We start from the raw sequence: 13221 nt of genomic DNA on the forward strand, positions 1-13221 counted from the left end.
AAAAGCTTATTGGTCAGACAACTAACAAAGGGAACGGTTTAGTAGCAACTTCCATTATATATTCTACAAGAATCATTATCTATTAGTTTTGTACGGTGAATATTTTAGCTATTGAATCTTCCTGCGACGAAACATCGGCGGCTGTTTTAGCCAACGGTCTGCTTAAATCAAATGTTATTGCTGCGCAGTTAATTCATGAACAATATGGAGGTGTTGTTCCTGAACTTGCCTCCCGCGCTCATCAGCAGCACATTCTACCCGTTGTTGAACGTGCCTTAAACGATGCAAATATAGCCAAAACCGATCTGTCGGCCATTGCGTTCACCCGAGGTCCTGGTTTGCTGGGTTCTTTGCTCGTGGGTGCTTCTTTTGCGAAAGCGTTAGCACTGGGTCTGAATATTCCTCTGATTGAGGTTAATCATATGCAGGCGCATATTCTGGCTCATTTTATTGATGCTGATGGTGACGTAGCGTTACGTCCCAAACCTGCTTTTCCCTTTCTGTGTCTGACCGTCAGTGGAGGCCATACGCAGCTGGTGCGGGTCAACGGTCCGCTCGATATGGATGTGATCGGACAAACACAGGACGATGCCGTGGGCGAGGCTTTCGACAAATCGGCCAAGTTGCTTAACCTGCCCTACCCAGGTGGACCGTTGATTGATAAGTACGCCAAAACAGGAAATCCACTGGCGTATAAATTTCCGATGGGAGAGATGCCGGGCCTGGACTTTTCATTCAGCGGTATTAAAACGGCTATTCTGTATTTTCTCCGGGATAACGTAAAGGCTAATCCTGATTTTATTGCGCAAAATCTCCCGGATATTTGTGCCAGCATCCAGTACACGTTAGTGCAGATGCTGCTGACGAAGCTTAAGCGGGCTGTCCGCGAAACCGGCATTCGGGAAATTGCCATAGCCGGGGGCGTATCGGCCAACAGTGGCCTTCGTGCCGCTTTGACTAAACTGGGCGACGAGCAACAGTGGAATGTCTACATCCCCCCATTTGATTATTGTACCGATAATGCGGCTATGATTGCCATAGCTGCTCAGTTTAAATACGAACAGGGCGATTTTACGGCGCAAACGGTTAGTCCGCTACCACGAATGAGTTTTTAACTGACTCGATTATGATCACTATTTTAGGGCTTTATATCTATCCAATCAAATCGCTTAGCGGTATCGCTGTATCCGAAGCGGTCGTGGAACCGAAAGGACTACGGTACGATCGACGGTTTATGCTCGTGACGCCCGATGGCCAGTTTATTACGCAGCGAGCAACCCCACAAATGGCATTGCTCGACGTAGCTATCGACGGCACGACGTTACGTGTCTGGCATCGCTATCAGCCCAACGATACGCTGGAGCTACCTTTAACCGTGCCGGAAAGCGATGGTGATTATGAAACAATAGCGGTTGATATCTGGGATAGTCATGGAGTTCCGGCTATTACGTTCAGTGCTGAAGCCGACCAATGGTTCTCGCAGGTACTCGATATGCCTTGTCGGTTAGTCTATATGCCGGACGCTACGTATCGGGAAGTTGATGCCAAATACGCCCGAAACAACGATGCCGTCAGTTTTGCGGATGGCTATCCGTACCTGCTGATTGGCCAGGCATCACTGGATGAACTAAATCGCCGAGTCTCCTCTACGGATGACGAATCGGTAAAACCGCTCGAGATGCGTCGGTTTCGGCCCAATATTGTGGTGGAGGGCAGTCGGCCATACGAGGAAGATAGCTGGCAACAGTTCAACATCAACAACATCGATTTTTACGGGGTAAAACCCTGCGCCCGCTGTGTGCTGACAACCATTGACCCCGAAACGGCCCAGAAAGGGAAAGAGCCGCTTCGTACATTGGCTACGTACCGGACGTGGAACAAGAAAATTTTGTTCGGACAGAATGTGCTGGGGGCATCAACTGATCAGGCTGTGCTAGGCACAATTTCGGTCGGACAGTCCATCGAGATTGTTAATCGGCAGGAACCCTGGCTGGCTCCGCCTGAATTTGCTGACTGATTTCGTATCGGCTGCGAAACCTAAGTGACTATTGTGAGTTTATGCCTACAGTTAATTGATCAAGTCCTTTGATTACACCTTTACGCAACGCCTATTACTTAAGTTTACCGGTTGTTTTCGGCGCCGTGTTGTCCAATAAGATGGCAGCTCGGTTATCGGACGTAACGCCTGTTCATTGGGCTACGCCGGTTGTACTGGCCGTGGCGGTATTTATTATTTACACGCTCGATCGATTACTGGATATCCAGAAGTCTGGATATACGCAAACGCCCCGGCACCAATTTCATCAGCACTATGAGCCTTTGCTTTGGCGGGTACTACTGGGCGCAGCTGTTCTAGGCATAGTGCTAGCTTTTTTTCTGCCGAAAAGCGTTGTCAAATTTGGTATTGTTCTGGGAGGAGTGTGTGCAGCATACGTAGCAGCCGTCTATCGTCTTCCCGAACGACATCCTGCCCTTTTGCTGAAAGAACCACTGGTCGCCATCTTATATTCGGTTGGGGTATGGGGGAGCGTTTGGGTGCAGCGGCCGGAAACCAATGGAATTGAAATCGCTCAGTTTTTCATGTTTTTGGGCATTGCTTTCCAAAACCTGCTATTATTTGCTGTGATGGAAAATCGGGAGCAACCGCAGCGCCCAGCCTTTTCATTAGCCACTGAGCTGGGCCTGGAACGTAGCGATACGGTTCTTCGCTGGCTTACGTTTCTGGTAATTGCTACGGGGTTAACGCTCTGCTTTTTAACGGAAGATCGGTTTGCTCAGCGATCGGCTATTATGCTGGCTATCATGAGTTTGACGCTGTACGGGATTCAACGATATCCGGCCTACTTTCTTAAACACGAGCGCTACCGCTGGCTGGGCGACGCCGTTTTCTGGTTTCCTGCCCTGGTGCTATAAGGGGCCTATGTGGCTATACAGCAATAGTTTCGGATAATGGGGACGTAGCATCTTCCTCTACTGATTGCGGATATTTGCGTCATGCATATTGAACATCTAGCCTTGTGGGTTCGCGATCTGGAAACGATGCGGCATTTTTACGAGAACTATTTCGGAGCGGTGGCTAACGATAAATACGTTAACACGACTAAGAACTTCTCATCTTATTTCTTAACCTTTCCCGGTGGTGGGGCACGCCTTGAGATTATGCATAGGCCCGGAATCCCCGATACGGCCAACGACCCCGTGGCCCAATTTTCAGGACTCATTCATTTCGCAGTCTCTGTTGGTAGTGAAGTCGCCGTTGATACGTTAACGGAACAACTACGTAGTGCGGGGTACACTATTGTGGGAGAGCCACGCCGGACGGGGGATGGCTATTACGAGAGCGTTGTACTGGACCCTGAACAGAATCGTATTGAAATAACCAGTTAGCGAACCATAACGGAAGAATATAATCTGCTGGCTACAGCTTTGCCTTTCATCACCATTTGTTTCGGTTTCGCTTCTTCGTTTTTGGGCAGTTTGTCCAGAATATCGAGCAGAATCTGGGTCATGTATTCTCGCTTGTTAAAGACAATATCATGACGGTTTTCAGGTAGAAGGAATTGCTTCACCCGCGCATTGATCAGATGTTGTTGGGCAAACGATACGTTGGTTGGATACACTAACTCATCGCGTTGGCCATGAAGCATGGTAATGTTAGCCTTTATCTTGGGCCAATCTGGCAGTATAGCTTCCAGGGCTTTCCGGTGCGCTAATTTTTCGTCATTAGCTAACCGGAGCAAGGGCGGAATTCCCCAACGTAGTAAAGGCGTGTCAACCCAATGGCTGATGGGGTAGGTGCGTTCCAGCCCCGGCCCCAGGGCCGACGAGACAAAAACAACGTGATTGACCGCTTCTGGGTTGTTCATCGCTAATCTTGCCGATACAGAGCCGCCATACGAGGAGCCTACCACCATTAGGTAAGGTGCGCTGGCGTACCGATCAATCAGCGGTTGTAAAAACTCGGCTTGCCGAACAATCGATGTCTCAACGCGTCCATAATCTGAATATCCATAGCCTGGCCGGTCTACAGCTACTAACTGGGCGCGTTTAAGCAGGTTCGTATCCTTAAAAAACTCGTTGAAAAACGACAGCGAGCTGGGGGCACCATGCACAAATAAAACGACAGGTAATGCTGAATCACCGGGTAGGGCCGGGGTTTCCATAAACCGAATCGTGCGGGGAGGTTCATTGCCGTCTTTGATTTGATAATGATGGACAGCAGGACGTATACGTTGATGACGGAACTCGGCTAGTAAATCCTCATTAGTTTGACGGGAATCAATAAACCAGGCGGTTACTAAGGTTCCGATTGCCAGGAACAAAATAACCAGTAAACTCCATCGAAGTACAAGCAAGAACCGTTTCATATGCGTGCCGTGTGGAACTATAACCGCAAATCAGCGGCCAAAGGTTTACAAAAGCTCTGAAAGCTTTCTGAACGGTTGCCGCAAATGGCCCTGAACTGGGCAAACGCTAGGTTATTTCATGCTCAATAGCCAGAAAATGAGTCAGATTGCCATCATAATCATAGATGGGGTCAATCTGCAATCGGCAGATGTATGGTTCTCCGCCTTTGCGATAGTTGAGCAAATCTGCTTTTACGGAATTTGCCTGTTGCAGTGTTTCCCGCATCCGACGTAGCGTGGCTGGGTCCGTATCTGGCCCCTGAAGGATTTTGGGCGTTTTGCCAATCGCTTCTTTGGGAGAATAGCCTGTCATGGCCAGGAAGTTCTGGCTGGTCCAAAGAATGGTTTTAGTGGCATCGGTCAACACTAGCGTGGCTCCTGCCATTAGTTTTTGAGTATACCCATTCCGTTGACGACGGGGCATTAGCCAATGAAACTGTTCACCAAGTTGATGAAGTAACTCAATTTCTTTACGGCGATACTGTGCCTGGGCATGAGCGAGGAGGGAAAGTTCAAAGCAGGCAGCAGGATATGAACGCTTCCCTTCTCGTTGAGATCGATTGTATGCCTGGCCGACCATTTCTGCGTATGATTCTGAGATAAGCATAGTGTCAAATGAGAAACGTTTAATTTGAAAGGTAACGCCAGATCATAGTAAAACCTAATCGAGCCATAATTGGCGTCCGTTAATTGCCCTGAGTGAATTTTTTTTTGATGCTAAAATGGCTGATAGCCAATTAGTCAACTCATAAAAGAAGGTTTAGGTTAAATTTTTTTTATTTCTTCTCTTGTGTGTAATGGTAAAACCTTCTACTTTTGTGCCACGATTAAGGGAAACGGCTAGCTTATCAGCCACCACTAATCAGAATGGTTCGGTAGTTCAGTTGGTTAGAATACCTGCCTGTCACGCAGGGGGTCGCGGGTTCGAGCCCCGTCCGGACCGCCAACAAATAGTATAAGCCTCTAGCTTTCAACAAGTTAGAGGCTTATCTTTTTTACAGGTAAAACATAAGTAAAACTTTCAGGCATATACTTCTTTTCTATAACACCAAAATATCCGCTCTAAAGTTTAGAGTTGAATTATAATAATACCCTTAAGGTAGGTAGGGTAAGTTAATACAAAGAAAGTGCGTTGATAGATTTGCCCTCGCACTTAATTGTGCGTTTGTTTGTTTAGTGTATACTTAAGAGTGGTTCTTCTAGATTAGAACTCGAAAAGTTATTGGTAGTAAGTCCTTACTGCTGAATTCCTCCCCAGTTAGTATAAAGAATTTGGCTGTTTTTTCGGAAAGAGATAATTTGTATAAACGATAGATAAAGGCGCTTTTCTGGTGACTTAGTACAAATTCAACTTCTCGACTGGAAATAGGAAATGGTTGATTTTTATCATTACTCACAGTGGTCTTAACCTCAATATATTTTTCAGTTCCATCTTTAGTAAATGATAGAATATCGTATCCCTCACCATCTGGTTGTTGGCGAACAAATTTAGCTAAGTCTTCTCGCCCTTCAGAAATGAGTCGTTTCAACTCAAATTCTAATACAAGCTTCTCTCCTGCATTCCCAATTGCCTTGAGTGTTCGATTCAAGGAATCATAATCAGGAGCTTTGTTGGATGTACTTAATAAATGTTTTGGCTTTGCTTTAACAGGTTTTGGCGGTTCTTCTTGTATCAATTCTCCCCCCCTTACTGGCTCACGGATATTCCAAATGGTATTTAATAAATTGGTGTAGTCTGCTGAATATTTATTAATAAAGTCGACTGTCCGTTGAATCAATTTGTCCCATCCTAGACCATCAAGCTGATCAATGTAGATATATTGCCAAGGTACATGATTTGCACTTAGATATGCTTCACACATTCTTTGCTGGTCAATAGTTAGCCTTCTTTTATTTCCACGGGTGTTCTCTGTCCGTTCATAATCTAATTTATAGATTAGTGCTTTTTGACCAGTATCTACCCCAACCGTAAAATAAACCCCTAACTTGTCAGCTTCTCTGGAAACGATTCTGGCCCAAGTGTAAGAGGGAAATCTGGCAACTCCATTAAATGCTAAATAGTTGCTTGTCTTGGGGATATATCCTATTAAACATTGAGCAACTTTATGTCCCCAGTACTTAGTCTGCTCATGTAAGTAACTTACATAACGTTCATTAAAGCTTTTATGCTCTTTGTTACTTGCATTGTATGCTTCTCCAGCCCTTTCGCTAAGTTTAATGATATCTTCTTTCTCGAAGAATTCCATATAATGTCCTAGAGTTTGTAGATGGTTTTACTTACTGGCTTGCTGTAAGCAATTTAGCTCCGCATTATTAAGGGATATAAGCATCAATCCTTTAAGTTAGAATGGATGGATATATTCGTAAAAGCCTCCTCAAATCAGCTCCTAATTGATAGGTTTTATAATCTCCCAAACTGATTTGCTAAGCCGGTTAGAGTTTTGTTTTCTGCAATAGCGTCGTGGGGAACAAGTATGTATTTCCAAGGCTTCCCAGCATTCCGTAAAGCATAGTTAGTAGCGTTCTTGCACCACTCTTCTGCTGCTTCTTTCTTAGCAACCACGAGAGTATCATCCAGTTCGCTTCTTTTTTTGGGCTCTAGCATGTAGATAACATCATTTGTCTCGGCTACAAAGTCCGGCTGATATTCCGCAATTTCGCTCCCGTTTCTATATGTAATTTGGAACTGTCCTTTAGCAGGCTTAAACCACCTAAGAGAATCACGTTCAAGAATAATTGCGAGTACTCTTTCCGAATCAGAATCAAACTTTTGCAAAGGATATAAGCACTTATTAAAGCCAGTGAATATGTACTTCGCCATATTACTTTTGTCGGATGGCGATATCTTGTAATCCATTAATGGCTCGTTAACAAATGCTTTATAAGAACTAGGCTTTAACTCAGTAAAACCTTTACTAATCTTTACTTCGTAACCTGTATCTGACTTAATCCAAGCATGTTTAAGCATTTGGGCGTGGATGAATTGACCTATTTGCTTCTTATTGACGTATAAAACTCGGTATACGCTTTCATCATCTAAATAGCTCTGAAAATGTAGAACGGTTTGATTAGCAAGTTCATATAGCAAATCTGCTTGCTCTTCATAATTTACGTCGTCAAATTCTGTAAGGGTGTCAACTATATAGTTTTCTAAACGTGTTTCGGTGTAGCTACTATCAGCTAATGATATTGTTTCCAGTTTATTTGTTCGTAAATGCTGAATCCATAAATCATTAGATAACGGCTGATAATTTAAACTTTTCAAGTCAAGATTAAAGGAATGAAACCCTGTCTGGACTTCACCTTTGGGTACAACTAAGATTGAAGGTATATCTATACTCTGTTGGGTAACTGCCTGTATTGTCTGGGCAACAACATCACTTACACTTGGCTTTGAATTTTCAAATGATATTTCTAATTGAATAGAAGGTAATTGTTCTTCGACAACACGAGTAATAGCGGCTTGAATTTCAGGGTCTTGTAAATGCCTTAGAGTGGGAACAGCTGTTGGCTGGTTTTCATAAGTACGAATCACTCTGTAAGCAATGTGCGCTATTTGTTGCTCTTCAGGTTTTCTAAAAAAAGGAATTGTATCTTGACCAGACAATTGTGTATTCTCCGTTAGTTGAGTAGGTTTTAGGCCTAGTCGATTAGCTAATTGTGATTGTGACACAATTATTTTCGTTTTCTGAGTAAGCTGTTCTGAGTCAAGTTCCAGAAGTTTTATACGAATCGGAGAACCTGGTTTTCTGGCCTCATCAATGATTTCCTGAAACCTATCGTGAGCTATTATATTAAGTCGATCAACAGATGCTACACCGGTTCGCTTTCCATAAGGGAGTCGCAATCCACGACCGATTGATTGTTCAATCATGACACGGGGGTTCGCTGCCCGTAACGGAACAATTGTATAAAGGTTCGTTACATCCCACCCTTCTTTAAGCATGTTTACATGAATGACTATTTCGGTAGGCTCATCTGTATGTTCAACCCTAAGAAGGCGTTCAATCACCTCTTCTTCTTTAGTACTGGAATCTACCTGAATAACTTTATCATAGTATCGTCCTTCAAAAAAGTTAGCCGATTGTATAGTTCGCAGTAACATTCCAGCATGTGTCGTATCGCGGGCAATTACTAGCAGGAAAGGCTTGACAATCTGACTACCTGTTTCTCGAGCATAGGTTTCAAGATCAACTTTCACGCTTTCGTGTAAGCGAACTCCATCCTGCAATTTCATTTCTTCGATAGCCTCGGGAGACATTCCTTCTGGATTGAAATCTTTTCGGGTAACGACAGCAGGTTCTTTCACAAGACTATCAGCCATAGCATTAGCAAGCGGATAATCATAAATTATATTTTTAAAAAAGTTACTCCCCTTGTTTGTTTCCATGAATGGGGTAGCTGTAAGCTCTAAGCCAAGAACAGGCTTTAGTTCATTTATTGACCGAACACCCGCACTAGCTCTATAGCGATGAGATTCGTCCATTAACAATACTAAGTCAGGCAGGTTAGCCAGATATGAAAAGTAACTCTGGCCAATATACTCGGAAAGCTGCTTAATTTTAGGAGCCTTACCTCCACGAATTTCTGCGTTAATTTTAGAAATATTAAAAACGTTGATTTTACAACGAAGCAAGTCATCGAATAAACTACCAACTCGCTGATTATAGGTTTCACCTGTAATAATTTCGGGTGGAGCAGTAGAGAATTGGGCAATACCTTTGAAAACGTATTTAGGCGTATTAGGGGTAAAGTCAGTGATTAGTTTATCATATATAGTCAGGTTAGGAGCCAATACAAAAAAATTATTTATGCCATGTGCCAGATGGAGATAGGCAATAAATGCGCCCATTAGGCGAGTCTTGCCTACACCTGTAGCCAATGAAAAGCAAACGGATGGAAACTCACGCTCAAAATCTGTAATTGTTGGAAACTCGCTCTTAAGAATGTTAAGAGCGAGCGCTACATCTGTTGTTCTTTTTGGAGGAATAAGTTCCGTAATCTTATCGAGCAATTCTAAGGAGCGACGTTGAGGCTGTCGTAAACTTAGCCGACCGGCAATGTCATTAACGTATCGGTTCATGGAAATTATTCAGCAAATAAGGTGTGTTGATGCCCTTCTGGTACAGGCATTTGAGGAAGGTTTTCAATGCGAAGGCTATAATCATCATGTCCCCATTCGCAACGATTTAAAACGTGCTTTGGAATCTTTTTTACTGTAAGATTATTGTACTCACCTGCACCTTTAAAAGCAGGGCAGAGCACTAATAGAGTTTGCTCTTCGCCCACTTCTTCAGAAAGCTGTTGAAGCTGTTCATGTGTCAAAGTGGACGTAGTTACGTATACAAAATCTCGCTCTGTTGAGTAGCCATGTTTCCAATATACTGTTTCGCTTGGAGCATAAGTAAAACCCTCTAATTTGCATAAAGCTTCGGTCAACATTTCAGCATTATAGGATTTATTGATTATCCAATTTCCCCAACGGTCCTGTTCTAGTAATGAAGGAGCAAGTCTATAAAATCGGAACCCACCTCCACCTTTCCAGCCAACTATCTCCGTAACACCGCCAGTATCATCTCCATCAATAACCTTCTTTAAGCGGGGAATAATGTGAGTTTTAGCATGTTCACCTAGCTCAACCATAATCCATTTACGACCCATTTTTTGCGCCACTGCACCAGTTGTGCCTGAACCAGCAAAGGAGTCTAGAATAAGATCTCCAGGATTTGTCGCAATCTCTATAACCCTTGAAACTAGTTCTTCTGGCTTGGGAGTATCAAATGCAGCAACTTCTGGTAAGAAATTTTTCTGGTGTGCTTTCGCTTGTCTCATGGTTGTTAAATCATTCCAGATTGTTGGGTAGGGGCGTTCTGGATTTTTGGGTGCATACTCCCGAGTGTAGGGAACCCAAGTCATTTTCCCTAGCAGTGTCCGCTTTTTCCAAACTATTTTATTTTCCTCAATTAACTTAAAAACAAAATTTTTCCCAGCTGCCCAACATGCTTGGCGGCCGTCATCATGTATAGGGAACGTGTCTTCGCCGTCAGGATTTTTTATCGCAAAATACATAGAGGGCCTATCTTCTCTAAGGCTGTTTCTCCCATTCTTCTTTAACAGCCTGTCCCTATACCTTACTCCATTTTCGTCTACACTACCGTATGCCAAAGCGATTTGAGGGTCGCTCTTTCTCTTGAAGCGTAGTTTGGCGATGTCTGTGGCATAACAAAGGATAAACTCATGGTCTGGCGTAATGGATACTTTGTTATCGTTCGGGCTATCAACTTTTCGCCAGATAAAGTTTGTAACGAAATTGCGTCTCCCGAAAACTTCATCTAGAAGCACTTTTAAATAATGTGCCTCGTTATCGTCAATCGTGATCCATAATGAGCCATCTTCTGCTAATAATCGTCGAATAATTTCTAATCGATCACGCATTAAGGAAAGCCATAGAGAATGTTCTACGCCGTCATCATAATGTGTAAATGCGCTGCCTGTATTATATGGGGGATCTATAAATACGCATTTTATTTTACCCGTAAATTCAGACTCGAGGGCTTTTAAAGCCAATAAATTGTCACCTTGTATTAATTGATTATCAAATAGATCATTATCTGTTATCCGATGTTTGGCATGATACGATAATGCCGGATCTTCAAGCAGGATTCGGGGTTCGAGTTTGGGGCGGTTCTCTTTGCCTACCCACGTAAGTTCAAGTCGTTGATGTTTACTCATGTCAAATTACTAATCTGCGGAGCCTTTGAGAGTATATATGCAAAGAGGTCAACAGGATAAGGTTGTTCTGGATTCTGCTGTTGCCGTTTAAACTGTAAAACGGGGTCATCTGTCAATCCATAGTTTTTAATAAGCACTTTTTCTAAAAGAGGAATAGTATCCGTTTGACTCCTAAAAATTGCAAGTGGACCCTTTTCACCGATTAAAGGCTGAGTTTCCTCCCACAATAGCAATCTTAACTGATCGAAAGGCACACTCAATATCGTTTCCCAATTGGTTATATCAACTAGAGTAGCCCCCTGTTGCGCCTTATAAATCCGATGAGCCAGTACCCAACTTAATAAATACCCCCCATGCAAATAAACGGCTCTTTCTTGATTCGCTGTCGATTTTACAACACTGTCTAATCGCTCTTGAATCAAACGATGGAAACGAACGGAATTGACAATTTGTTGCGCCGTTAACGCTGATGAAAACAACAACTTGTACTGAGCAGATCCAAAAGTTCTCAACTCTACAGGGTCACGTTTCAACCAAATGGCGAATCGAGGATCATCATGAAAAAGAGCAAGAGCATGAGACGCTTCCTCAAGGCTAATTGTATCAGGATCGTACTTTCTTAAACCTATATTCCCTTCTTTATAAGCATAATAAATTTTCAAATGGGACAAATCCCGTCGTAAACGCTCTTGTTCATCATCCAACGCTGCAAAATTATAGGCCGATACTTGGTTTTGGTAGTTGCGTGCTTGGGTTACAGCTTTGCCGAAATCCTCATCCGGCGAAACCTGAATCAACGTTATAGCGACAACAGCAGAGGAAATGTCATCAGCAGGACATTCTACTTCATGTCGAGCAGCAGAGGCAATTGTCTGAGCGCCATTTATAATAGATATTCCACTGAAAGTGAATAGTTTATACCCATCAAGTCTGTTCCCGCCTTGTTCAACAGAATGAAATAAGGCCGTTACACCATTATTCAAATAAACAAAGTTAGCTGGTTCAGTGGCCAGTGTCCGACGAATTGCTGAATTAACACCTGTTTTGCTTCCAAGGAACGTCCTAATATTTTTCTCATACAAATCAAGCCCGTATTTTCTATGCAATTCGGCAAGATCCACTAGCGAAATAAGGCCAAAATGGGTGACTCTCGGCTTAGATATACTCGAATGTTTATAAATATACAACCCCTCATCAATTTTTATAGGAGCTTCTGACTCAAACAAATTGTGTATTACACATTGGCTATTATAGTCAACGAACTCACTACAAAAGCGCTCTTGTTCTCCGTGTGTATCATCCTTTAAAAGCTCATTGATTGCCAATTTCGCACGGTCGCTGATCCCATTACCTATATGAGCAACAACTAATTGTATTTGAGTACACTTTTCAACTGCCTCATAAATTTCAGTTTGCCTTCTTTGAACGTGTTCATTGAAGTTAGTTAAGTCTGGTTTTATTAAATCCCGGACACCCCGGCAGAATTTCAATGAATCTTCTTCCTTGAACTTTTCTGACTGCTTGAACTTGGTTTGTATTAGATATAGAGTTTTAGCACTTATATTATAGTAAATAGCGTCAATACCCTTGTCATCAAAATCATCGACAACCGCACCAGATGCTGCTGCTGGTGAAATGTTGTTAAGCTGATTTAATACAAACGCGCTAAAGGCACGCGATAGATTCTTAAGAACTTGCTGTTCAGGGGATTTACTATTAGGCAAAAGTTCAGGTAAGTGCGGAATGAACTCATTCTGAAGCCTTGCCTTAAGCAGTTCATAATGAGGCGGTTGAATGCTATTCATAAAAATTTGTATCCTTTTATAGAGTGTAGTAAGTTTAAATCTTAACCTATCTCCTCTTCAAATCTACCCTTTTTTGGCCAAGCTCAATTAATTATTTAAGCTTAGATTTAGCCTTTAATGTACGAGGCTATAAATCAATAATTTCTCATGCAAAGTTTAGTCCTGACCAAATTTTCTTTTCACAGTTAACTTACCAAAATTTCTATCACTGTTTAGTGAATGACAATGACTAGGGCTGTAAAAAGAGCAGGAACCTGAATTAAGTTCCTGCTCCGGCT

General features: G+C 42.8%; 10 protein-coding genes and 1 tRNA gene. 5 read left to right on the plus strand and 6 right to left on the minus strand.

From position 1 onward, the window contains the following. The first annotated feature begins 95 nt into the window (after positions 1-95). The 4 genes from tsaD to GK108_RS05015 all read left to right on the plus strand — a co-directional run bounded on the left by tsaD (position 96) and on the right by GK108_RS05015 (position 3387). Positions 96-1115: a tRNA (adenosine(37)-N6)-threonylcarbamoyltransferase complex transferase subunit TsaD gene (gene tsaD, locus GK108_RS05000; RefSeq protein ID WP_163943661.1), complete on the plus strand. Its 1020-nt coding sequence runs from the start codon at positions 96-98 to the stop codon at positions 1113-1115. 11 nt (positions 1116-1126) lie between these two features. Then, positions 1127-2017 carry an MOSC domain-containing protein gene (locus GK108_RS05005; RefSeq protein WP_212592713.1) on the plus strand — a complete coding sequence of 297 codons (891 nt, stop codon included), beginning with the start codon at positions 1127-1129 and terminating at the stop codon, positions 2015-2017. Positions 2018-2085: 68 nt separating this feature from the next. Next, on the plus strand, positions 2086-2913 hold the full coding sequence (locus GK108_RS05010; protein WP_163943665.1) for a UbiA prenyltransferase family protein: 828 nt from the start codon (positions 2086-2088) through the stop codon (positions 2911-2913). Positions 2914-2994: 81 nt separating this feature from the next. Continuing rightward, positions 2995-3387 carry a VOC family protein gene (locus tag GK108_RS05015; protein WP_163943668.1) on the plus strand — a complete coding sequence of 131 codons (393 nt, stop codon included), beginning with the start codon at positions 2995-2997 and terminating at the stop codon, positions 3385-3387. Here GK108_RS05015 and GK108_RS05020 read toward each other — a convergent pair. Then, entirely contained in the window at positions 3384-4367 is a 984-nt protein-coding gene (locus tag GK108_RS05020) for an alpha/beta fold hydrolase (RefSeq protein WP_163943671.1), read from the minus strand. The two genes, GK108_RS05015 and GK108_RS05020, sit on opposite strands and share 4 nt — an antisense overlap. 106 nt (positions 4368-4473) lie before the next feature. Then, positions 4474-5013 carry a PAS domain-containing protein gene (locus tag GK108_RS05025; RefSeq protein ID WP_163943674.1) on the minus strand — a complete coding sequence of 180 codons (540 nt, stop codon included), beginning with the start codon at positions 5011-5013 and terminating at the stop codon, positions 4474-4476. Between the two features lie 262 nt (positions 5014-5275). Between GK108_RS05025 and GK108_RS05030 the strand changes: the two genes are divergently transcribed. After that, positions 5276-5352 (plus strand) — tRNA-Asp (locus tag GK108_RS05030). 253 nt (positions 5353-5605) lie between these two features. Here the strand turns inward: GK108_RS05030 and GK108_RS05035 are convergent. From GK108_RS05035 to GK108_RS05050, 4 genes are all read right to left on the minus strand, one after another. Next, positions 5606-6652 (minus strand): DUF3883 domain-containing protein, encoded by a 1047-nt coding sequence (locus tag GK108_RS05035; protein ID WP_163943676.1) that lies wholly within the window; start codon positions 6650-6652, stop codon positions 5606-5608. 155 nt (positions 6653-6807) lie between these two features. Beyond that, complete coding sequence (locus tag GK108_RS05040) at positions 6808-9489, minus strand: DEAD/DEAH box helicase (protein WP_163943679.1); 2682 nt, start codon at positions 9487-9489, stop codon at positions 6808-6810. 5 nt (positions 9490-9494) lie between these two features. Beyond that, positions 9495-11138 (minus strand): site-specific DNA-methyltransferase, encoded by a 1644-nt coding sequence (locus tag GK108_RS05045; RefSeq protein ID WP_163943682.1) that lies wholly within the window; start codon positions 11136-11138, stop codon positions 9495-9497. After that, on the minus strand, positions 11135-12943 hold the full coding sequence (locus GK108_RS05050; protein ID WP_163943685.1) for an AIPR family protein: 1809 nt from the start codon (positions 12941-12943) through the stop codon (positions 11135-11137). Before GK108_RS05050 ends, GK108_RS05045 begins: the two co-directional genes overlap by 4 nt. Positions 12944-13221 lie beyond the last annotated feature (278 nt).

Source organism: Spirosoma terrae (genome assembly GCF_010435915.1).
Taxonomy (GTDB): domain Bacteria; phylum Bacteroidota; class Bacteroidia; order Cytophagales; family Spirosomataceae; genus Spirosoma; species Spirosoma terrae.